A 22170-nucleotide genomic window follows, 5' to 3' on the forward strand; every position below is an offset into this window, starting at 1 on the left:
ATATGGCCACGGTCGTTTTCGCCGTCATGCGGCAAGGTCGGTGATGGATCGGGCAAAAACCGCAAGAGCTGTGAACCTGGCCTCGTGGCTGCCCATGCGGGCCCTCAGCGGCTGGGGTGTCAATGACCTCAACGGAGATCTGGCGGCCGGCATCACGCTGGCCGCGATCGCCATTCCAGAGCAGATGGCGACGGCGCGCCTCGGCGGTTTCGCGCCGCAGATCGGCTTTTTCACCTTCGTCGCCGGCTCTGTCGCCTTCGCGCTGCTCGGCGCCAACCGCCACCTGTCGGCGGGCGCGGATTCGACGATCACGCCTTTGTTCGCCGGCGGTCTGGCGGTGATCGCCACCTCGGGCTCGCCGCATTATCTGGCGATGGCGGGCATGCTGGCCCTGATGGTGGGCCTGCTGGTGGCGCTCAGCGGTATTTTCCGCCTCGGCTGGATTGCCGATCTCCTGTCCGTGCCGGTCACGACCGGCTTCCTCGCCGGCATTTCCGTACATATCATCGTCTCGCAACTGCCTTCCTTGTTCGGCCTGCCGGCCGAAAGCGGCGAGACGGTGCGGCGGATCGGCGAGATAGCCGCCGATCTTCACCTCACCAATCCCTGGAGCCTGGCAATCGGCCTCGGCGTCTTCGCCATCGTCTTCGCGGCCGGACAGGTCAGCGCGCGTATCCCGGCGGCATTGATCGGCATGGTCCTGGCGACGCTTGGCGTTGTCGCCTTCGACTTGAAGAACCGTGGCGTCGAGGTGCTCGGCGCCTTGCCGAACGGGCTGCCGGCCCCGGGCATACCGACCGTCGACTTCCAGGACGCGCGGGCCCTTGTGCCCCTGGCGCTGCTGATCGCCATCGTCGTCATGGTGCAGACGGCGGCCACAAGCCGCTCCTTCCCGCCGCGGAATGGCCAAGCGCCAGACGTGAACCGCGACTTCGTCGGCGTCGGCGCAGGCAGCATCGTGGCCGGCCTGTTCGGCGCCTTTGCCGTCAATGCCAGCCCGCCGCGTACGGCCATCGTCGCCCAGACCGGCGGCCGCTCTCAGCTGTCGGGTCTGATCGCGGCGGCCATCGTGCTGACGCTCGGCGCCTTTGGTGGCACCCTGCTGGCCAATGTGCCGCAAGCGGCCCTTGCCGCCGTGCTGATGTTCGTGGCCCAGCACATCCTGCGCTGGAGGATCGCCGTTAACGTCTACCGGCAGGCGCCGGGTGAGTTCGCGCTGATCCTGATCACCATGATCGCCATCGTCATCCTGCCGATCGAAACCGGCGTCGCTATCGGCATCGGCCTGTCGCTGCTGCACGGCATCTGGGGCTCGACGCGCACGGAACCGATCGAACTGGCGCAGGTGCCGGGCACCTCGGTCTGGTGGCCGCCGAACGGCTCAAACGCAGGCGAGCAGCACGCCGGTGTGCTGGTTGCAGCGTTCCAGGCGCCGCTTTCCTTCGTCAATGCCGACCGTTTCAAGCGCGGTCTGAGGGACCTGATCGACGCCAGGAGCGACGATGTGAAGCTGGTGGTGCTGGAGGCCAGCAACATCGTCGAGATCGACTATACCGCCGCCCAGGCACTGATCGACACCATCTGCCATTGTCGCGACAAAGGCGCGGTCTTTGCTATCGCGCGCATGGAATCGCTGCGCGCCCAGGCGGCGCTGACGCGGTTCGGTATCGCTGACATTGTCGGCGCTGAGCGCATATTCCACAGCGTCGACGCGGCGATCAAAACACTTGATCCGGGGAAACCGCAACCGCAAGAACAGGATGGAATAGGATGATCGCCCCCCGAGAACCAATTGTGACGCCGGTCCCCGTCGAGGAACTGCGGCCAACGCAGATAACGGTTGGCATGAGGGAGGTCGAGCTGAAGCGCCAGATGATCCGGGCGCAGGACGCCAAGAACAAGACTGGTGTCTTCCTGGGCAGACACATGATGCCGGTGGTGCTCGGTCCGAAGAACCGCAATTACGTCACCGACCATCACCACCTCGCCCGTGCCCTTCTGGAGGAAGGGGTCAAGGACGTGCTGGTCACAGTAGTCAGCGATTTGTCCGCGCTGGACAAGGAAGCGTTTCTTTTCATGCTCGACAATCGTGGTTGGATGCATCCTTTCGACGAGACTGGCAGGCGCCGCGATTATTCGGCCATTCCCAAGACCATCGGCGAGCTGGTAGACGATCCGTATCGAAGCATGGCCGGCGAACTGCGCCGTCAGGGCGGTTTCGCCAAGGACACCACGCCATTCAGCGAATTCCTGTGGGCTGACTTCCTGCGCCGGCGCATCGACCGCGACGCCGTCGCCAAGAACTTCGACAAGGCGACGAAGCAAGCCTTGGCGCTCGCCAAGAGCAAGGACGCGGATTATCTGCCTGGATGGTGCGGCCCCACATCGGATTGACTGCACACTGATCGAAAGTCAAGCCTATCGGCTCGCACGGCGTCTGCGATAGACGCCTGGCGCCTCTCCCATCTGGCGCCGGAACCGGCGATTGAAGGTCGATAGATCGTTGAAACCGGCGTCGAATGCGATCGTCGAAATCGTCGCGTCCGAGCTGCGCAGGCGCACAGCGGCGCGGTGCAGCCTGGTCCTTAGCAGGAACTGATAGGGCGTCATGCCGGCCACGTGCCGGAACGTGCGCAGGAAATGATACGGGCTGGTCGCCGTGCCGCCGGCAAGCTCGGCCAGCGAGAGCGGCCGCTCGGCATTGAGCTCGATCAGCCGCACTGCTTCGGCAACCCGTTTCTGATCGCGGCGGCTGGGTGTCCGCGCCGTTCTGGAAGAACCGGCGGCAGCCGCAACCACCGCGCCGACAAGGCGCAGGCCGAGTTCCTCGAACGCCCCGTTGTCGCTCCTTTCGCGCGCCGCCTCCGCCTCGGCAAGCAAAGGCGCCAGCGACGGTAAGGGCGGCAGGCGCGGATCGGCGAAGCCCAGCCGCTTCGCGCCCGGCAGTTCGGCCACGACGCGCTCCAGATAGGCCGGGGAAAAATGGAAGGAGAGGCAGCGATCGCCGGCGCCATGCTCGTGCCCGCATTCGTAGCAGGCGCCTGGATTGCCGAGGAGGATGGCGCCCGGCGCCAGCATCGCCGTGCCTTGGCGCGTGCGGTAGCGGAACGTGCCGCTGGTTACCGCGGCGACGCAGAAGCCGCGATGTTCTTCCTCGAACTGCCTGTCGCCCGCGGCGGCGGTACACACCACGTCGGACACCTGCCAGCCTGATCCGGAAGCCAGAGTTCTCTGCGCTGTCGTCATGCCTGAAAGATAGCAATTTTTCCCAAGCGACGAACCCCGCCTGCCCCTATTGCTTGCCCTCTCCTGACAAACGAGGCAGCAACCATGACCAATCCCTTTGCCGAGGCCTTGCACAGTGACGGCCCCAATCCGGATCTCGCTGAAAAGCTGAAGCTCTACGGCCGCTTCATTGGCGCCTGGACATTCGACGCCACGCGCATCTTCGAGGACGGCACCAGGCTCACCGGTCGCGGCGAGGTGCATTTCGGCTGGGTTCTGGAAGGCAGGGCCGTGCAGGATGTCTGGATCTTGCCGGCGCGAGACGCGGGCCCCTCCCCGTCGCTCGGGCCGTGGACCTTCTACGGCACGACATTGCGCGTCTACGATCCCGGCACCGACACCTGGCACATCTTCTGGAGCGACCCGCGCAACCAGTACTACAGCCGGCAGCTCGGCCGCGCCGAGGGCGACACGATCGTCCAGATCGGCGCCGACGGCACCGGCGCGTCGGTGCGCTGGAGCTTTTCACGCATCACCGAAAACTCGTTCCGCTGGCTAGGCGAGCGTTCATATAACGGCGGCACGACCTGGCGAATGGAGGTCGAATTCCTGGCGCGGCGCGCGACTCCGGCCTAATCAGCCAACCAATTGCAATTATGGAGGAAACAATGCTCGATCATGTCTCGATCGGTGTCCGCGATACCGGTACTTCCAAACGCTTCTACGACGCTGCTCTCGAGCCGCTCGGCTGTTCCTGCCTCAGCCAGTCCTCCGGCTCCCTCGGCTACGGTGCCGAGGCGGTCCAGCTTTGGGTGAGCGACGCCGGGCGGCCGGTACCGGCTGACACGGAGTCCGGCCTGCATTTCTGCTTCTCGGCGCCGACGCGCGCCAGCGTCGACGCCTTCCATGCCGCCGCGTTGCGTGAGGGCGGCAAGGACAACGGCCAACTACTATGCCGCCTTCGTCATCGATCCGGACGGCTATCGGTTGGAAGCCTACTGCAGCAGGGCCGAATAGCCGGCTGATTTCCCCTCCCGGCTGTTCCCACCGCTCGGGCTTTGCTCTACCAATTGCAAAGCTTGGGCTTCGCCCGGCGGGAGGGGCCAGCGATGCCGAGTTTCGACAGCCTGTTCAACGCCTTCGTGACGATCCTGGTGACCATCGACCCCCCGGGGCTGGCGCCGCTCTTCCTTGCCGTGACGCGTGGCATGAATCGCGAGGAGCGCCAGCAGGTGTCGGTGCGCGCTTCGGTGATCGGCTTTCTGGTCATGGCGCTGTTCGCGATCGCCGGCGCCTCGATCCTGTCGGTGTTCGGCATCACGCTGCCGGCCTTCCGCGTTGCCGGCGGCTTCCTGCTGTTCTTCATTGCCTTCGAAATGGTGTTCGAGCGCCGCCAGGACCGCAAGGAGAAGATCGGCGACGTCGCCATCACCAAGGACATGATCCACAACATCGCCGCCTTCCCGCTGGCGATCCCGCTGATCGCCGGCCCGGGCGCCATCTCGGCGACGGTGCTCTTATCGGGACATTTCGAGGGCTTTGCCGCCCAGGCAGCCCTTGTCGGCATCATCTTCTTCTGCCTCGTCATCACCTATCTTGTGTTTGTGCTGTCGGAACGCATCGACCGAATCCTCGGCCAGACCGGTCGTTCCATCCTGACGCGGTTGCTCGGCGTGATCCTGGCGGCCTTGGCGGTCCAGTTCGTGGCCGACGGCGTCAGGGCGCTGATGGCCGCATAGTCCAGCGGCCGCGAAGCAACTGCCTCCTGCCTACTTCACCCCCGTCTCAACCACCTCGAAATCATGCGTGAGCGTCGCCGTCTTCGCCATCATGGCGCTAGCCGAGCAGTATTTATCGATCGACAGATCGATCGCCCGTTTGACCTTGTCACGCGACAGGGCCTTGCCCTTGACGATGAAATGCATGTGGATGCGGGTGAAGACTTTGGGGTCGGTCTCTGCGCGATCGGCGTCGAGCTCGACGACACAATCCTCGATTGCTTCGCGGCCTTTCTCAAGGATGTGAACGACGTCAAAGGCCGAGCAGCCGCCGGTGCCGATCAGCACCAGTTCCATCGGGCTCGGTCCAGGTGTCTTGCCATCCGGCCCACGCGCCGTGCCCAGCACGACCTTATGCCCGCTGCCGGATTCGCCGACAAAGGTGCGATCCTCGACCCATTTGACGCGTGCTTTCACGTTAATCTTCCTTGCGAGGTTCCCGTCGCCTATTGGCCGAACGCGACGGCGTGCATGATCCGGCCGGGCAGTAGCGTGAACATGCCGGCGCCGACCAGCGCGAAAAGAGTTTCACCATAGCGCCGCAATGCGCGGCCACCTTATGCGTGCGCGCATACCAGGCCGCCAGCGGTACCGTGACCAGCACCAGGATCGACAGCAGATGGATCGGGCTGAACGGACCTGCAAGCCGGATCTGCTGGATCCAGAAGCTCGAAACGGCGATGACCCAAAATCAGCGCCACCCAGGCATAACCCAGCACGCGGTGACGTATCGTGCCTTTCGGCAACGCCAACTGGGCGCCGCCGACGGCTAAAGCGGCGATGGCCGCGAAAGCATGCCATGAAATGGGAGGCGGCGCCGACAGAAGCGATCCGAGCGACATCGCGCCTTCCCTTAAGTGAAACGCCTAGAACGGGATCTCGTCGTCCAGCTCGCGCGACGAGCCGCCGCCACCGCCGCCCCTGGAACCGCCGCCGCCACCGCGGCTGAAACCTTCGTTCGGGCCGGACTGGCCGAAATCTGAACCGCGGCTGCCGCCGCCGGAATAGTTGCCGACCTGGCCGCCCTCGCCGCGGGCATCGAGCATCTGCAGCTCGCCGCGGAATTTCTGCAGCACGATTTCGGTCGTGTAGCGGTCATTGCCGGTCTGGTCCTGCCATTTGCGGGTCTGCAGCTGGCCCTCGACATAGACCTTCATGCCCTTCTTCAAATACTGCTCGGCGACCTTGGCGAGTTGGTCGTTGAAGATCACGACATTATGCCACTCGGTCTTTTCCTTTCGCTCGCCCGAGTTCTTGTCGCGCCAGCTTTCCGAGGTGGCGACGCGGATGTTGACGACCGGATCGCCGGAATTCAGGCGGCGGATTTCAGGGTCCGCCCCGAGATTGCCGACCAGAATGACCTTGTTGACGCTACCCGCCATCTTACTTCTCCGCGCTCATCCGAAACAAATTTTAAGTCGCTCACCTTACAGCCTGCGGGCTGTTCATGCCTGAAGAGGCTGGCTTTTCCCACAATGTTTTTGTTCCCTTTTCGTTCTAGAGAAGACCTACCTTTCTGTCAAGGAATGTCAGCAAAGGCCGCGCCTGAACATCTGTTTTGATATGGCGATCAAACAGACGCTTGCCAAATCAATAAGTGTCGACTTATGCTTTGTCCATGATCGAAGCAGAGATTTTCCGGGCGCTCGCCGATCCGACGCGTCGCGCCGTCTACGAGCGCCTCGCCGCCAGCGAGATGAGCGTGAGCGAGCTGCGCGCCGGCATGAGTGTGTCGCAGCCGGCGGTCTCGCAGCATCTCGCCGTTCTGCGCGGCGCCGGCCTGGTGGTCGAGCGGCGCGCCGGCCGCAACGCCTATTACCGCGCCGATCCGCAAGGGCTCGACCCGCTGCTCGGCTGGATCGAACGCTACCGCGCCTTCTGGCCGGAACGCATCGAAAAGTTGAAGACGGTTCTGAAGGGAATGGATCAATGACGGCAACCGAAAACCCGATGGTCAACGAAGCGCCGCTCAGCTTCGAATGCGACCTTCCCGATCCGCCTGAAAAGGTCTGGCGGGCGCTGACCGAGCCGGAACTTCTGGCCGCCTGGATGATGCCGAACGACATGAAGGCTGAAGCCGGCAGCTGCTTCACCTTTGCCGGACCGGATGCGCCGATCGCATGCGAGGTGCTCGAGGCCGAGCCCGGCAGGCTGCTGCGCTATTCCTGGCGTGAGGGGCCCGCCGACAAGGAGGCCGACCAGCTTCCGGCTTTTGACAGCATCGTCACCTTCACGCTGGCCCGCACAGCCTCCGGAGGCACGTATCTTCGTATAGTCCATGACGGCTTCGTCCCGGTGGCGGAGCCTGTTCTGGCCATTGCGGGCGCCGGCTGTGGATTCTCGCTTTATGCGCGCAAGACCCTGGCCGCGGCCAATGCGCCCTGCATGATGCTGCGCGCGGCCTGATCAATAGGACCGAGGAAATCCGTCATGAGCATTGCCAATCTGGTGCCGATGGTCATCGAGCAGTCGAGCCGCGGCGAACGTTCCTTCGATATTTTTTCGCGGCTGCTGCGCGAGCGCATCGTCTTCATCAACGGCGAGATCAACGACAACGTTTCGGCGCTGGTCTGCGCCCAGCTGTTGTCGCTGGAATCCGACCATCCCGACAAGGAGATCTCGCTCTACATCAACTCGCCCGGGGGCATGGTGACCAGCGGCTTCGCCATCTACGACACGATGCAGTACATCTCCTGTCCGGTGTCGACGGTCTGCATGGGCTTCGCCGCCTCGATGGGCTCCTTCCTGTTGATGGCAGGCTCCCCGGGACGCCGCATCGCGTTGCCCAACACCAGGATCGTGCTGCATCAGCCGCTCGGCGGCTTCCAGGGCCAGGCTTCCGACATCCAGCGACACGCCGAGGACATTGTGCGCACCAAGCAGCACATGACGGAGCTGTACGCCAGGCATTGCGGCCGGACCTATGAGGAAGTGGAGCGCACGCTCGACCGCGACTATTTCATGAGCGCCGCTGAAGCCAAGGAATGGGGCCTCGTCGACCATGTCTACGATACTCGCAAGAGGGCGGCTTAACACTTCCCTTGAACCGGACGCGCGGCAATTTGATTGGCCCGCGTCTGGCCTCGCTCCGGCCGCGTCTCTATAGTTGGCGCATGACCAAGCTGCTGCAAACCAGACATTTGCGCGTTGCCGCCGCCGCGCTTGCCGGCGCGCTGACAGCCGGCACCGCACTTGCCGAGGACAGCCCGTCGCAAAAACTGCCCGGCGTCAGCGGCGACTATCGCATTGCCAAGCCGGCGCCGCAGCCCGAGCCGGATGACGCGCAGCCCGCCGGCAGCGACGGCTCGTTCAAGATCGGCAACACCGATGTCAGGATCGGCGGCAGCATTACGATTGATATGGCAACGGGCGGGATGAAGCTGCCGAACCATTAAAGCAATGCCAGGAAAGTGCGTGGTGACGTTCCGTCCGGAAGTCTCTGGCGCCGTCAACAAGGTGAGGCACCCACAAAATGTAAAGCCCCATCCCTGCTGTGCAGACGGATGAGGCTTCATGGATCTGAAATCCAACTTTAGCCGGGAGTGGACTGCCGGCGTTCTGTTTCGGATGCAACGCGGCGTTCGGCCGACGATCCGACTATCGTCTCTGATTGTAGGGAATCGGCAAGTCACGGTTTGTCGGGCTGGCGTTTCAAGTCTGCCCTGGCACTTATGCCCGCCGCGGCTCCATCTCCGTGTGGAGCCTCAAGGGACTGTCCGGTGGCGTCATGCTCCGCTCCTGGGTCCGTTGCGACAATGTCGTTCGAAGCGCTGATCGCTATTGCCTGCGGCGTCTCGCAGGCCGCCAGTTGGGCGGCGAGGCCATCGAAAGACGGCCGGCTTCGTTGACGCCTTTAAGACTGCCCCCGTGTGTCGCCGGCGTCAACCGTTGAATAGCCGGTTACCGAAAAATGTGATCGCCCGGAGATTACGTGCGGGTAAGTCGAGTGGCTTTCGGGGTCAACAAGACGGGCATCGGCGGCACTTGTCTTCGCCGCCCTTAACGCGATTGTCTCCACAGCACTTTGTCAGGAGCGTGTTCGGCCTTTGTTCTTTCCGCTTGCCCGCTGGCGCGAAAGGCGGTTAAACCCAGGATCGGCTTGTTCCGTCGAGATTGTGGCGTCTCTCGACGTGGCGCCGAAACTACCTACATAGGGGATGGCCGGGACGAACCCGCCCAATCCAGCAAATTCTAGACCTGAGGCGGCGACCGGCGATGGCCGACCATAAATACCTTTCCATTCGCGGGGCGCGCGAACACAATCTCAAGAATGTCGATCTCGACCTGCCGCGCGACAGCCTGATCGTCATGACTGGCCTGTCGGGCTCCGGCAAGTCGTCGCTGGCTTTCGACACCATCTATGCCGAGGGCCAGCGCCGCTATGTCGAAAGCCTGTCGGCCTATGCCCGGCAGTTCCTGGAGATGATGCAGAAGCCGGACGTCGACCAGATCGACGGCCTGTCGCCCGCCATCTCGATCGAGCAGAAGACCACCTCGCGCAACCCGCGCTCGACGGTCGGCACCGTGACCGAGATCTACGACTATATGCGCCTGCTTTTCGCGCGCGTCGGCATTCCCTATTCGCCGGCCACCGGCCTGCCGATCGAGAGCCAGACAGTCTCGCAGATGGTCGACCGGGTACTGGCGCTGGAGGAAGGCACCCGCCTCTATCTGCTGGCGCCGATCGTACGCGGCCGCAAGGGCGAGTACCGCAAGGACCTGCTCGAGCTGCAGAAGAAGGGTTTTCAGCGGGTCAAGGTCGACGGCACCTTCTACGAGATCGCCGACGTGCCGGCGCTAGACAAGAAGTACAAGCACGACATCGACGTCGTCGTCGACCGCATCGTCGTGCGCGGCGATCTTGCGACCAGGCTCGCGGACTCGATGGAGACCGCGCTGAAGCTCGCCGAGGGCCTTGCCGTGGCCGAGTTCGCCGACCGGCCGCTCGATGCCAGCCTGACCGGCGAGGACTCGGTCAACAAGTCCAAGAACGAGACGCATGAGCGCATCCTGTTCTCGGAGAAGTTTGCCTGCCCGGTGTCCGGCTTCACCATTCCGGAGGTCGAGCCCAGGCTGTTCTCTTTCAACAACCCGTTCGGCGCCTGCCCGACCTGCGATGGCCTAGGCAGCCAGCGCGCAATCGACCCCAACCTCGTCGTGCCGGACGAGAATGTCTCGCTGCGCGACGGCGCCATCAGCCCGTGGGCGAAATCGACCTCGCCCTATTACGCGCAGACGCTTGAAGCGCTCGGTAAGGCCTATGGCTTCAAGCTCGGCGACAAGTTCAAGGACCTGAACGCGCAGGCGAAAGAAGCCGTGCTGCATGGCACCGGCGAGCGCGAGATCACCTTCCAGTATGATGACGGCCTGCGCTCCTACAAGACCACCAAGACCTTCGAGGGCGTCATCCCCAATCTCGACCGGCGCTGGAAGGAAACGGAATCGGCCTGGATGCGCGAGGAGATCGAACGCTTCATGTCGGCCACCCCCTGCCCCGCCTGCCACGGCTACCGGCTGAAGCCGGAGGCGCTGGCGGTAAAGATCGCGGGAAAACACATCGGCGAAGTGACCGAGCTGTCGATCCGCAAGGCCGACCAGTGGTTCACCGACCTGCCGGTGCAGCTCAACGAGAAGCAGAACGAGATCGCGGCCCGCGTGCTCAAGGAGATCCGCGAGCGGCTGCGCTTCCTCAACGATGTCGGCCTCGACTATCTCACGCTGTCGCGCAACTCCGGCACGCTGTCGGGCGGCGAGAGCCAGCGCATCCGGCTGGCCTCGCAGATCGGCTCCGGCCTAACCGGCGTTCTCTATGTATTGGACGAGCCGTCGATCGGCCTGCATCAGCGCGACAATGCGCGCCTGCTCGACACGCTGAAGCATCTGCGCGACATCGGCAACACGGTGATCGTCGTCGAGCATGACGAGGACGCCATCCTGCATGCCGACTATGTCGTCGACATCGGTCCGGCCGCCGGCATCCATGGCGGCCGCATCATCGCGCAAGGCACGCCGCAGCAGATCATGGCCACCCCCGCTTCGATCACCGGCAAATATCTGTCGGGCGAGCTCGAAGTAACGACGCCCGCCGTGCGCCGCGAGGCAAAGAAGAACCGGCGCATCAAGGTGGTCGGCGCGCGCGGCAACAATCTGAAAAACGTAACGGCGGAAATCCCGCTTGGCACCTTTACCGCGGTCACCGGCGTATCCGGCGGCGGCAAGTCGACCTTCCTGATCGAAACGCTGTTCAAGGCGGCCTCGCGCCGCATCATGAGCTCGCGCGAGCATCCGGCCGAGCATGACCGCATCGAGGGGCTGGAATTCCTCGACAAGGTCATCGACATCGACCAGTCACCAATCGGCCGCACGCCACGCTCCAATCCGGCGACCTACACGGGCGCGTTCACGCCGATCCGCGACTGGTTTGCCGGCCTTCCCGAGGCCAAGGCGCGCGGCTACCAGCCGGGCCGCTTCTCCTTCAACGTCAAGGGCGGCCGCTGCGAGGCCTGCCAGGGCGACGGCGTCATCAAGATCGAGATGCACTTCCTGCCCGACGTCTACGTGACGTGCGACGTCTGCCACGGCAAGCGCTACAACCGCGAGACGCTGGACGTGCTGTTCAAGGGCAAGTCGATCGCCGACGTGCTCGACATGACGGTCGAGGAAGGCGTCGAGTTCTTCTCGGCGGTGCCCGGCGTGCGTGACAAGCTGGAGACACTGAAGCAGGTTGGCCTCGGCTACATCCATATCGGCCAGCAGGCGACGACACTGTCGGGCGGCGAGGCGCAGCGGATAAAACTCGCCAAGGAATTGTCGCGCAAGGCGACCGGCAAGACGCTCTACATCCTCGACGAGCCGACCACCGGCCTGCATTTCCACGATGTGGCGAAGCTGCTCGAAGTGCTGCACGAGCTGGTCGACCAGGGCAACACCGTGGTGGTCATCGAGCACAATCTCGAGGTGATCAAGACCGCCGACTGGGTGCTCGATCTCGGCCCTGAAGGCGGCGACGGCGGTGGCGAGCTGGTCGCTTCGGGCACGCCGGAAGCGATCGTGCGGGAGAAGCGCAGCTATACCGGCCAGTTCCTGAAGGAGCTCCTGGAACGGCGCCCCGGAGGCAAACGCGAAGCGGCGGAGTGATGGCAGGTAACGGCCTTGTCTCCATCGAAAGCCGCTTCGGCGTCAGTGAAACCATCGACCGATTGGTCGACGCGGTGACGCGTGCCGGATTGCGCGTCTTCGCCCGCATCGACCATGCCGCCGGCGCGCTTGAGATCGGCGCGGCCCTGCGTCCAACTGAATTGCTGATCTTCGGCCACCCGAAAGGCGGCACGCCATTGATGCAGGATCGCCAACTGGCCGGGATCGACCTGCCGATCAAGGCGCTGGCCTGGCAGGACGAGCAAGGCAAGGTCTGGCTGTCCTACAATGATGCGCACCGGCTGGCTGAGCGTCATGGGCTGGGCGAGGCCAGCCGCGATGCTGTCGCGGCCATAGCTGCTGGCATGCAAAAGGTCGTCGCGGCCGCTGCCGGAGTAGACCAGTCATGAGACCGGCCCGCCCGGACGATCTCGCCGCCATCGTCGCTCTCACAACGGACGCCTATGCGCCCTACACGGCCATCTTCGACGCACCGCCGATACCGGTGACCGAGGATTACGCGCCGCGCGTCGAGCGGGGCGAAGTCTGGCTTCTGGACGAAGAAGAGAAGCTCGCCGGACTGATCGTGCTCGAACGTCACCCAGACCACGCCATGATCTTCAGCGTCGCCGTCGCACCGGCTTTCCAGGGCAGGAAGCTCGGCATCAAGCTGCTCGACTTCGCCGACGAACAGGCGCGGTCATGGGGCGTGCCGGAGGTGCGGCTCTACACCAATTCCCGCATGGAGCGGAACATCGCGCTCTATTCCGCCTATGGCTATCGCGAAACGGGTCGCCGCGCCAATCCATACCGGCCAGGATGGACGCTGGTCGACATGACCAAGCCTGTCCACCGGGCGGTCTGATCGCATTTCGAACGAAGGAGGAAGACAATGACTGCCCAAGGAAAAATCCGTGCCGGCATGGGCGGTTGGACTTTCGAGCCCTGGGACACCTCCTTTTATCCGGAGAAGCTCGCCAAGGCCAAGCAGCTCCATTACGCTAGCCGCCAGGTGCCGAGCATCGAGGTCAACGGCACCTATTATTCCAGCTTCAAGGAGCCGACCTTCGTCAAATGGGCAAAGGACGCGCCGGAGGGCTTCGTCTTCTCGCTCAAGGGCAACCGCTTCGTCACCAATCGCCGCGTGCTCGGCGAGGCCGGTGAATCGATGATGCGCTTCCTCGGCTCCGGCGTTGTCGCGCTCGGCGAGAAGCTCGGGCCAATTCTGTGGCAATTCGCGCCGACCAAGAAATTCGACGCCGACGATTTCGAAGCCTTCCTCAAACTTCTGCCCGAGAAGCAGGACGGCGTGCCTTTGCGCCACGCGCTGGAAGTTCGCCACGACAGCTTTGTCGTTCCGGAGTTCCCGGCGCTTGCGCGCAAATACAAGGCCGCGATCGTCTATGCCGACCATGCAAAATATCCAGCGATAGCCGATGTCACCGGCGATTTCGTCTATGCGCGGCTGCAGACCGGCAGCGACGACAATCCCGACTGCTACACGCCGAAAGGCCTCGACGAATGGGCGGCGCGGGTGAAGACCTGGGCGGAGGGCAAGCAGCCGGCCGACCTGCCGCGCGCCGATCCCAAGACCGATGCGCCGGTCAAGCCGCGCGACGTGTTCGCCTACTTCATCACCGAAGGCAAGGTGCGCGCCCCGTTCGGCGCCATGGCGCTGATGAAGCGGGTGGCGGCCTAGCGCTGCGAACCTTCACAGCGGCCGTTGTTCAAACGCCAGCCCTTTGTTCGGCGCGCCGCGCGGCGCTAATCGGCCGCTGGCTTGTCGGAACCTGCCTGCCGTCTTGACCGTTCTGTCTCAGCCGCCGACCCGCGGGAGACCGCCGCGAAGTCGCAACAGCTGCCGAAGGTCGGAACGGGAAAGTGCCCACCTCGCTAAACGCTTTCCAAGTCCCGCAGCGTTGGAAAGGAGCGGGGAAGATGATCGTCATCCTCGGTGCCTTGCTCACGATCGCAGGCGTCGTGTACATGGCAGGCGCCACTCTGAGGCGCGGACGACTGAGTGATCCAGCACCTCGTCCGACGGCAACGTCGGGCCCGACATTGGAGCCGCGGCGGCGCGGCCTCGGGTTCCTGGGCCTGTCGCAGAATTGGCCGGGTCTGGTGATGATGGCGATCGGCCTTATCCTGCTATTGTCGGTAATGGTCCTATAACGCAGGAATCCTCGCATCTTCTCGCCTATCGTAACGTAATCGATACTTCCATGCTGCACTTAAGTGACCTACGCCAGGTTGCAGCCCGGCGAAGGCTGGGATGCGTGCATGCTGCTAGATTACAACTCATTGCTCCTGGCCGTCGGCTTCTCCGCCGCTTGCCTCAGCCTCACGCTGTTCGGAACCTGGATGGCCGCCCGTTCCGACAGGTTCCTGCTGACCTGGGCAGTCAGCGTGCTCGTCGTGGTGGTCGAGGTCTTTGCGTACGACGCCTATATCGCAAGGCCCGGAATGGCGCTCGGCGTGCTGACGCTGGCGCTGCTCTTGCTAGGATTCTCGGTCATGTTGGGCGCCGCCCATCAATTCAGGACAAGCCGCTCGCCTTTGCCGCTTATCGCGCTCGGCGTCGGCATTTCCTGTGCTCTGGCGCTGCCGCCGATGGCGCTCGGCTATGACGGCTTGGGCTTCATGCTGGAGAACACCCTGGCCGCGCTGCTGCTGTTTGGCACCGCGTATGAATATTGGCAGGGCCGTGCGGAGGCGCCGGTACCTCTCATCGGCGTGTCGCTGCTCTATTCACTGACCGCGGCATCCTTCGTGCTGTGCGCGGGCGTGCTGGCGTGGGATGGCAAACTGGTTCTCGGTCACGCGCCGAGCAATTGGGCCGAGGATCTGAGCCTCGTCATCGTGATCGCCTCCATGACCGGTATCGGCGCGTTGTCGCTCGCGCTCAACCAGGGTCGGCTCGCCCGCCATCATCAGCGCGAGGCGCAAACCGATGCCTTGACCGGCCTTCTGAACCGCCGCGCTTTGTTCGACCTCAACGGCAAGACACCGGTCAACGCCTTCACCGCTGTGGTGGTGTTCGACCTCGATGGCTTCAAGTCGATCAACGACCAGTTCGGCCATGCCGCTGGCGACGAGGTGCTTAAGGTCTTTGCCGAAGTGCTTTGCGCCGGTCTGCGCCCGAACGACTACGTCGCCCGCATGGGCGGCGAGGAATTCGCCATGGTGTTGAGGCGCATTTTACCCGAGGCGGCTGGAGCAACGGCCGAACGTGTCAGGGCTGCGTTCGCCGCGCGCACGATTGAGACCGAGACCGGCCCGCTGCGCTGCACGGTCAGCGCAGGTTTCGCCTTCGGCAGCACGGACGGCATGAGCTTCGACAAAGTGCTCAGCGCCGCCGACAAGGCGCTCTATGCCGCCAAGCGCGCGGGCCGCAATCGTGTCCTGGACTTCCGCCTCGCCGGATGACCTTTTACGGCCACCTGCTCGCTCTCAGTGGTGAGCAATCACGTCGTTGAAGGCATCAAGGTCGACGTAAAAAACCTTGGTCATTTCGCCGATCAAATCATCCTCGTCATAGCCTTGCGACATCAGGATGTTGATCGCCGTCATGATATCGACGCGCTCCGTGAGGCGCCGCTTCTGATAGTCCTCGACAAAACGTTCCATCGCCGTCCCCTGGCAAGATTCTTCTTGGACGCATTGACCGACAATCACTGCTGGGAAAGCTAAGCAGACTTGCTTGCGTGGAACTTGCGGGCGGTGTCCGCGCCTTCTCCCCTTCAATCGCGACTGGTACGGAAAGCGGCCGACTCACCAAGGCCAAGAAAAGACCAGCATGGTGTGTTGAGCGCGCCAGAGCGCTCAACAACTTCGTCATCCTTGGGCGCAGCGACGCGAAGCGGAGCGAAGACCCAAGGATCCATGCCGTTACTTCGAAGCGTTACTGATGGTGCAGAATTTGGAATGGCGCTGCGCAAGGAACCTGTTCTGTAGCGCAGCACTCTTCGACCAACGTCACGGAATGGATCCTTGGGTCTGCGCCGCGTCGCTTCGCTCCTTGCTTCGCCCAAGGATGACGACGACGCGAGTTACACTGTGAGGAACTTTCGCACATCCGCCCGGTCGAGGTCTTCCGCCGGACCCGTATGCACGATCTGGCCGCGATCCATGATGTTGACCTCGTCTGCAAGTTCCCGGCAGAAGTCGAGATATTGCTCGACCAGAAGCACGGCGATCCCCGCCTGGTCGCGCAGATAGCGGATGGCGCGGCCGATATCCTTGATGATCGACGGCTGGATGCCTTCGGTCGGTTCGTCGAGCACCAGCAGCTTCGGCTGCATCACCAGCGCCCGGCCGATGGCGAGCTGCTGCTGCTGCCCGCCGGAGAGATCGCCGCCGCGGCGGCCGAGCATCTGCTTCAGCACCGGAAACAGCTCGAAGACATGGGCCGGAATGTTGCGGTCTGCGCGCCGCAGCGGCGCAAAACCGGATTCCAGGTTTTCGCGCACCGTCAGCAGGGGAAAAATCTCTCTGCCCTGCGGCACGAATGCGATGCCCGACCGGGCGCGGTCATACGCCGCGCTCCGGTCGAGCGCCTTCCCCTCGAAGGCAACGCTTCCGCTCGTCAGCCGGTGGTGGCCGACGATGGATCTCATCAAACTTGTCTTGCCGACGCCGTTGCGGCCGAGCACGCAGGTGATCTTGCCGGCGCCGGCCTTCAGTGAAACGCCGCGCAGCGCCTGGGCGGCGCCGTAATGCAGCGTGGCGTTGGAGACTTCGAGCATGCTCAGCCCCTTCTCCAGCGCTTCAGGAAAGCGAAATCGAAACAGTAGAATGGAACCCGCCAGACCATGCTCAGCGCCCCAGATAGACTTCGACGACGCGCTCGTCCGCCGAAACGAAATCGAGTGTGCCTTCCGAGAGCACAGAGCCCTCGTGCAGGCAGGTGACCTTGACGCCGAGCTCGCGCACGAAATGCATGTCGTGCTCGACGACCACCACAGAATGGTCGCGCGCGATGTCCTTGAGCAGGCGTGCTGTCTCCTCGGTTTCGGCATCGGTCATACCGGCGACCGGCTCGTCGACGAGCAGCAGCTTCGGGTCCTGCGCTAAGAGCATGCCGATCTCCAGCCACTGCTTCTGGCCGTGGCTGAGATTGGCGGCGAGCTCATCACGCTTATCGCCGAGACGGATGATGCCGAGTATGTCGTCGATGCGTCGCGCCTCGGCGGCGGAACGGCGATGGAACAGCGCCGGGAAGATCGAGCGCGGCGCCTTCAGCGCCAGCATCAGATTGTCCTCGACGCTGTGGCTCTCGAAGACGGTCGGCTTCTGGAATTTGCGGCCGATGCCCATCATGGCGATCTCGGCCTCGTCATGGCGGGTGAGGTCGACCTGGCCGTCGAAGAAGACTTCGCCTTCGTCCGGCCGCGTCTTGCCGGTGACGATGTCCATCATGGTCGTCTTACCGGCCCCGTTGGGCCCGATGATCGCCCGCATCTCACCCTTGTCGAGCACCAGCGACAAATTGTTGATGGCGCGAAAGCCATCGAAGGAGACCGAGACGCCGTCGAGATAAAGGATGGTGTTCGACTTGTTCATGTCCGCTCACTCCGCCGGCTGCGGCTCGGACCCGGTGGCCGACCAGGCGCCCGGCGTCCGTGCCGCCGAGCGGACGATCTTCGGCTGCGGCACCTCTGCATCGGCGCCGGCTTCGGCGGCAAGCGAGGCCGCGCGCAGCGCCTTGGTCTTGCCGCGCCAACTGTCCCACACGCCGACGATGCCCTTGGGCAAAAGCAGCGTGACGGCAACGAACAGCCCGCCGAGCGCGAACAGCCAGAATTCCGGCAGCACGCCGGTAAACCAGGATTTGCCGGCATTGACGAGAAGCGCGCCGATGATAGGGCCGACGATGGTGCCGCGCCCGCCGACGGCGGTCCAGATCACCACCTCGATCGAGTTCGCGGGATCGAATTCGCCGGGATTGATGATGCCGACCTGCGGCACGTAGAGCGCGCCGGCGATGCCGGCCATGACTGCCGAGACGGTGAAGGCGAATAGCTTGACGTTCTCCGCCCGCCAGCCAAGAAAGCGGGTGCGGCTCTCGGCGTCGCGCACGGCCATCAGCAGCTTGCCGTATTTGGATCGCACGATCGCCGCGGTGACGAAGACGGCGAGCGCGAGCGTGACGGCGCTCGCCGCGAACAGCGCCGAGCGCGTCGCGTCCGCCTGCACGCTGAAGCCGAGTACGTCCTTGAAATCGGTCAGGCCGTTGTTGCCGCCGAAACCCATGTCGTTGCGGAAGAAGGCGAGCAACAGCGCATAGGTCATCGCCTGGGTTATGATGGAGAGATACACGCCGGTGACACGGCTGCGGAAGGCAAACCAGCCGAAGAAAAAGGCAAGCAGCCCGGGCACGGCGAGCACCATCAGCGCCGCGAACCAGAAATGGTCGAAACCGTACCAGAACCAGGGCAACTCCTTATAGTTCAGGAACACCATGAAGTCGGGCAGGATAGGGTTGCCGTAAACGCCGCGCGAACCGATCTGGCGCATCAGATACATGCCCATCGCATAGCCGCCGAGCGCGAAGAAGGCGCCGTGGCCGAGCGAAAGGATGCCGCAATAGCCCCAGACCAGATCGAGCGCGAGCGCCAGCAGCGCATAACAGAGATATTTGCCGACCAGCGCCACGATGTAGGGCGGGATATAGAAGGCGGTTTGCGGCGACACCGCGAGGTTGAGCAGCGGCACGATCATGGCTGCCGCGAGCAGCGCGACGATCGTTACGGCAATGCGGCGGTCGGCGGAGAAGAAGCGTTGCGTGATCATGCTTCCACCGCCCTGCCCTTCAGCGCGAACAGGCCGCGCGGGCGCTTCTGGATGAACAGGATGATCAGCACGAGCACGACGATCTTGCCCAGCACCGCGCCGGCATAGGGCTCGAGGAACTTGTTGACGATGCCGAGCGAAAAGGCGCCGACCAGCGTGCCCCAGAGATTGCCGACGCCGCCGAAGACCACGACCATGAAGCTGTCGATGATGTAGCCGCGGCCGAGATTAGGCGACACATTGTCGATCTGGCTGAGCGCCACGCCTGCGATACCTGCAATGCCGGAGCCCAAGGCGAAGGTCAGCGCGTCGACCCAAGGCGTCTTGATGCCCATCGAGGCGGCCATGCGCCGATTGGCGGTCACTGCGCGCATCTGCAGCCCCCAGGGCGTGCGCTTCATGACGTAAAGCAGCACGATGAAAGCGGCGAGCGCGAACACCAGGATCCACAGCCGGTTCCAGGTGATCGCGAGCTGGCCGATATCGAAGGAACCCGACATCCAGGACGGGTTGCCCACCTCCTGGTTGGTCGGCCCGAAAATGGTCCGCACCGCCTGCTGCAGGATCAGCGAGACGCCCCAGGTGGCCAAAAGCGTCTCCAGCGGCCGGCCGTAGAGGAAGCGGATGATGCCCCGCTCGATGGCGAGCCCGACGAGTGCTGCGACCAGGAAGGCGAGCGGCAGCGCGATCACCAGAGACCAGTCGAACAGGCCGGGAAACGAGGTGCGGATCACCTGCTGGACAACGAAGGTGGTATAGGCACCCAGCATAACCATCTCGCCATGCGCCATGTTGATGACGCCCATGACGCCGAAGGTGATGGCGAGGCCGATCGCCGCCAGCAGCAGCACCGATCCGAGCGAGATGCCGTACCAGATGTTTTGGCCGGCATCCCAAAATGCCAGCGTCGAATTGATACTCGCGATTGTAGCCGTCGCCGCTTCCTTGACCGCTCCGGAGGCATTGGCCTCGACGGAGGTGAGGAGCGACACCGCGTTGCGGTCGCCACGCGCACCGATCAAGGCAATTGCGGCGAGCTTGTCCGCATCGGGCTTGTCCGAAACCAGTATGGAAGCGCCACGCGCCTGCTCCAGCAAAGCCTTGACGCTCGCCACGGTTTCACTGGCGATCGCTGCGTCGAGCGGCTCGACGTTGGCGGCATCAGGTGTCTTGAACATAGTGTTGGCGGCGGCGATGCGGACAGTCGGATCCTTGGAACCAAGCGTCAGCGTGCCCAATGCATCGCGGATGGTGCGGCGCAAGGTGTTGTTGACGCCGATCTGGGTTAAGTCATCTGCGGAAGCCTCGCCCGCTGCCTCGCCGCTCAGCGGGTCGAAAAGCTGGATGCTGTCGCTCCCTTCCTTGCCGACAAACACCATCGAGTCGGCGGCGCGAATGTAAAGATTGCCTTCCGCCAATGCAGCAAGCGGCCGTTCGACAGCCGGATCGCCTGTGGCTGTCAACTCGCGAACGATAACTCCAGTCTCGGAAAAGTCCGCAGCTGTCGCGAATTTGGCAATGAGGGCACGCAGATCGGCTTCCGCAGCGCCCGAGCACGACAGCGTCGTCAGCAGGAACAAAAGCGTGAGGCCAATCGCACGGAAGATCTTCATCGGTCTTTGGTGACCCTTGAGGGTTTAATGAGCGTCCGGACGGTGGAGGAAACCGTCCGGACGCGCGCAGTCTTAGGCATGGACCCGGTGGTCCAGCCCGGGGAGGATCAGTTGGTGCCCTTGCCGCCGCACTTGCCGGTCTTGACATTGAAGTTGCCGCAGCTGAGCGGCGCGCGCCAATCGGAAATGAGGTCCTTGGAATCGGGCAGGTAGTCGGACCATTCGTCGCCCATCACCAGGCCGGGCGTCTTCGAGACCGTCTGGAACTGGCCATTGGCCTGGATTTCACCGATCAGCACCGGCTTCGTGATGTGGTGGTTCGGCATCATCGTCGAATAGCCGCCGGTCAGGTTCGGCACCGAAACGCCGACCATGGCGTCGATGACCTTGTCCGGATCGGTGGTGCCGGCCTTCTGGACCGCCTTCACCCACATATTGAAGCCAATATAGTGAGCTTCCATCGGGTCGTTGGTGGTGCGCTTGTTGTTCTTGATGAATTTGTGCCAGTCGGCGATGAACTTCTTGTTCTCGGGCGTGTTGACGCTCTCGAAATAATTCCAGGCGGCGAGATGGCCGACCAGCGGCTTGGTGTCGAGACCGGCGAGTTCTTCCTCGCCGACGGAGAAGGCCATGACCGGGATGTCCTCGGCCTTGATGCCCTGGTTGCCGAGTTCCTTGTAGAACGGCACGTTGGCGTCGCCATTGACGGTCGAGACCACCGCCGTCTTCTTGCCGGCCGAGCCGAATTTCTTGATCGCCGAGACCTCGGTCTGCCAGTCGGAGAAGCCGAACGGCGTGTAGTTGACCATGATGTCCTCGGCCGGCACGCCCTTCGACTTGAGGTAGGCCTCGAGGATCTTGTTGGTGGTGCGCGGATAGACATAGTCGGTGCCTTCGAGCACCCAGCGCTTTACGGAACCGCCATCGGCGCTCATCAGGTAGTCGACTGCCGGAATGGCCTGCTGGTTCGGCGCCGCACCGGTGTAGAAGACGTTGCGCTCGCTCTCCTCGCCCTCATATTGCACGGGATAGAACAGGATGTTGTCGAGTTCCGAGAACACCGGCAGCACCGACTTGCGCGACACCGAGGTCCAGCAGCCGAACACGGCGGCGACCCTGTCCTTGGAAATCAGCTCGCGCGCCTTTTCGGCGAAGAGCGGCCAGTTGGACGCCGGGTCGACGACCACCGCTTCCAGTTTCTTGCCGAGCAGGCCGCCCTTGGCATTTTGCTCGTCGATCAGCATCAGCATGACGTCTTTCAGCGTCGTCTCCGAAATCGCCATGGTTCCCGACAGCGAATGGAGGATACCGACTTTGATCGTGTCTTCAGCCGCCTTGGCGGGAGCCGATGCCAGCAGACCGGCGGCGACGACGCCGGCGGACAGGATTTTTGTTATTTTCGCGAAGTTACCCCTCATATGACACTCTCCCAAGCATGGTTGTTTGCATCGCAACTTAAACTGTGCAAGCGACGTGCCAGACGGGAATGCGCTCAACGGAATTGCAGGATAACGATGAGATTACAGCCGGTTATCCAGTAGCCGGGAAACTTCCAGATCCATTGCCACGCGACCAAGTTGAGAAAAGTTTACGCAATGCTGCCCAGATTTTGACCAAATGGCAAA

22 protein-coding genes and 3 pseudogenes are annotated in these 22170 nt (G+C 63.3%); 15 read left to right on the plus strand and 10 right to left on the minus strand.

What is annotated here, in order from left to right:
* Window positions 1-94: 94 nt before the first annotated feature.
* The gene (locus tag P9272_RS13985) at window positions 95-1774 is read left to right on the plus strand and encodes a SulP family inorganic anion transporter (protein ID WP_278160992.1); all 1680 of its coding nucleotides are present in this window, start codon (window positions 95-97) and stop codon (window positions 1772-1774) included.
* Window positions 1771-2394 (plus strand): ParB-like protein, encoded by a 624-nt coding sequence (locus P9272_RS13990; protein ID WP_128259168.1) that lies wholly within the window; start codon window positions 1771-1773, stop codon window positions 2392-2394. The genes P9272_RS13985 and P9272_RS13990 overlap by 4 nt, the downstream gene beginning before the upstream one ends.
* Before the next feature lie 24 nt (window positions 2395-2418).
* On the opposite strand, the gene P9272_RS13995 is transcribed toward P9272_RS13990, so the two are convergent.
* Window positions 2419-3246, minus strand: coding sequence for an AraC family transcriptional regulator (locus tag P9272_RS13995; protein WP_278160993.1), 828 nt, complete (start codon window positions 3244-3246; stop codon window positions 2419-2421).
* Window positions 3247-3330: 84 nt separating this feature from the next.
* Here P9272_RS13995 and P9272_RS14000 point away from each other — a divergent pair, with 84 nt between their 5' ends.
* The 3 genes and pseudogenes from P9272_RS14000 to P9272_RS14010 all read left to right on the plus strand — a co-directional run bounded on the left by P9272_RS14000 (window position 3331) and on the right by P9272_RS14010 (window position 4964).
* Complete coding sequence (locus P9272_RS14000; protein WP_278160994.1) at window positions 3331-3861, plus strand: hypothetical protein; 531 nt, start codon at window positions 3331-3333, stop codon at window positions 3859-3861.
* Window positions 3862-3893: 32 nt separating this feature from the next.
* Window positions 3894-4242: pseudogene (locus P9272_RS14005) on the plus strand (VOC family protein).
* Between the two features lie 92 nt (window positions 4243-4334).
* Window positions 4335-4964, plus strand: coding sequence for a MarC family protein (locus P9272_RS14010; protein ID WP_128259172.1), 630 nt, complete (start codon window positions 4335-4337; stop codon window positions 4962-4964).
* A gap of 30 nt (window positions 4965-4994) precedes the next feature.
* On the opposite strand, the gene P9272_RS14015 is transcribed toward P9272_RS14010, so the two are convergent.
* From P9272_RS14015 to ssb, 3 genes and pseudogenes are all read right to left on the minus strand, one after another.
* On the minus strand, window positions 4995-5420 hold the full coding sequence (locus P9272_RS14015; protein WP_278160995.1) for an OsmC family protein: 426 nt from the start codon (window positions 5418-5420) through the stop codon (window positions 4995-4997).
* A gap of 29 nt (window positions 5421-5449) precedes the next feature.
* Window positions 5450-5845 (minus strand): annotated as a pseudogene (locus P9272_RS14020) (DUF2306 domain-containing protein).
* A gap of 24 nt (window positions 5846-5869) precedes the next feature.
* On the minus strand, window positions 5870-6385 hold the full coding sequence (ssb, locus tag P9272_RS14025) for a single-stranded DNA-binding protein (protein WP_128259174.1): 516 nt from the start codon (window positions 6383-6385) through the stop codon (window positions 5870-5872).
* Between the two features lie 236 nt (window positions 6386-6621).
* Between ssb and P9272_RS14030 the strand changes: the two genes are divergently transcribed.
* The 10 genes from P9272_RS14030 to P9272_RS14075 all read left to right on the plus strand — a co-directional run bounded on the left by P9272_RS14030 (window position 6622) and on the right by P9272_RS14075 (window position 15566).
* Entirely contained in the window at window positions 6622-6936 is a 315-nt protein-coding gene (locus P9272_RS14030) for a metalloregulator ArsR/SmtB family transcription factor (RefSeq protein ID WP_140533583.1), read from the plus strand.
* The gene (locus P9272_RS14035; RefSeq protein ID WP_278160996.1) at window positions 6933-7409 is read left to right on the plus strand and encodes an SRPBCC domain-containing protein; all 477 of its coding nucleotides are present in this window, start codon (window positions 6933-6935) and stop codon (window positions 7407-7409) included. Before P9272_RS14030 ends, P9272_RS14035 begins: the two co-directional genes overlap by 4 nt.
* A gap of 24 nt (window positions 7410-7433) precedes the next feature.
* Window positions 7434-8036 (plus strand): ATP-dependent Clp protease proteolytic subunit, encoded by a 603-nt coding sequence (locus P9272_RS14040; RefSeq protein ID WP_128259177.1) that lies wholly within the window; start codon window positions 7434-7436, stop codon window positions 8034-8036.
* An 80-nt stretch (window positions 8037-8116) separates the two neighbouring features.
* A complete protein-coding gene (locus P9272_RS14045) occupies window positions 8117-8398 on the plus strand; it encodes a hypothetical protein (protein ID WP_128259178.1) in 282 nt (93 codons plus the stop codon).
* Window positions 8399-9218: 820 nt separating this feature from the next.
* Window positions 9219-12140, plus strand: a complete 2922-nt coding sequence (gene uvrA / locus P9272_RS14050) for an excinuclease ABC subunit UvrA (RefSeq protein WP_278160997.1) — start codon at window positions 9219-9221, stop codon at window positions 12138-12140.
* Window positions 12140-12550 (plus strand): DUF302 domain-containing protein, encoded by a 411-nt coding sequence (locus P9272_RS14055; protein WP_278160998.1) that lies wholly within the window; start codon window positions 12140-12142, stop codon window positions 12548-12550. The genes uvrA and P9272_RS14055 overlap by 1 nt, the downstream gene beginning before the upstream one ends.
* Window positions 12547-13005: a GNAT family N-acetyltransferase gene (locus P9272_RS14060; RefSeq protein ID WP_278160999.1), complete on the plus strand. Its 459-nt coding sequence runs from the start codon at window positions 12547-12549 to the stop codon at window positions 13003-13005. Before P9272_RS14055 ends, P9272_RS14060 begins: the two co-directional genes overlap by 4 nt.
* Window positions 13006-13032: 27 nt before the next feature.
* Window positions 13033-13839 carry a DUF72 domain-containing protein gene (locus tag P9272_RS14065; protein WP_278161000.1) on the plus strand — a complete coding sequence of 269 codons (807 nt, stop codon included), beginning with the start codon at window positions 13033-13035 and terminating at the stop codon, window positions 13837-13839.
* 239 nt (window positions 13840-14078) lie between these two features.
* The gene (locus tag P9272_RS14070) at window positions 14079-14312 is read left to right on the plus strand and encodes a hypothetical protein (RefSeq protein WP_278161001.1); all 234 of its coding nucleotides are present in this window, start codon (window positions 14079-14081) and stop codon (window positions 14310-14312) included.
* 108 nt (window positions 14313-14420) lie between these two features.
* On the plus strand, window positions 14421-15566 hold the full coding sequence (locus P9272_RS14075) for a GGDEF domain-containing protein (RefSeq protein WP_278161002.1): 1146 nt from the start codon (window positions 14421-14423) through the stop codon (window positions 15564-15566).
* 24 nt (window positions 15567-15590) lie between these two features.
* Here P9272_RS14075 and P9272_RS14080 read toward each other — a convergent pair whose 3' ends face one another.
* The 6 genes and pseudogenes from P9272_RS14080 to urtA all read right to left on the minus strand — a co-directional run bounded on the left by P9272_RS14080 (window position 15591) and on the right by urtA (window position 21963).
* Window positions 15591-15767 (minus strand): hypothetical protein, encoded by a 177-nt coding sequence (locus P9272_RS14080; protein ID WP_095818617.1) that lies wholly within the window; start codon window positions 15765-15767, stop codon window positions 15591-15593.
* Window positions 15768-16189: 422 nt separating this feature from the next.
* A complete protein-coding gene (gene urtE, locus P9272_RS14085) occupies window positions 16190-16885 on the minus strand; it encodes an urea ABC transporter ATP-binding subunit UrtE (RefSeq protein WP_278161003.1) in 696 nt (231 codons plus the stop codon).
* 70 nt (window positions 16886-16955) lie between these two features.
* Window positions 16956-17702 (minus strand): urea ABC transporter ATP-binding protein UrtD, encoded by a 747-nt coding sequence (gene urtD / locus P9272_RS14090; protein WP_128259185.1) that lies wholly within the window; start codon window positions 17700-17702, stop codon window positions 16956-16958.
* 171 nt (window positions 17703-17873) lie between these two features.
* Window positions 17874-18932 (minus strand): annotated as a pseudogene (gene urtC / locus P9272_RS14095) (urea ABC transporter permease subunit UrtC); the annotation flags it as partial.
* The gene (urtB, locus tag P9272_RS14100) at window positions 18929-20545 is read right to left on the minus strand and encodes an urea ABC transporter permease subunit UrtB (RefSeq protein WP_278161005.1); all 1617 of its coding nucleotides are present in this window, start codon (window positions 20543-20545) and stop codon (window positions 18929-18931) included. The pseudogene urtC and the gene urtB, both read right to left, overlap by 4 nt.
* A 107-nt stretch (window positions 20546-20652) precedes the next feature.
* Window positions 20653-21963, minus strand: coding sequence for an urea ABC transporter substrate-binding protein (gene urtA, locus P9272_RS14105; protein WP_128259188.1), 1311 nt, complete (start codon window positions 21961-21963; stop codon window positions 20653-20655).
* Between the last annotated feature and the right edge of the window lie 207 nt (window positions 21964-22170).

Source organism: Mesorhizobium sp. WSM4976 (assembly GCF_029625685.1).
Taxonomy (GTDB): Bacteria; Pseudomonadota; Alphaproteobacteria; order Rhizobiales; family Rhizobiaceae; genus Mesorhizobium.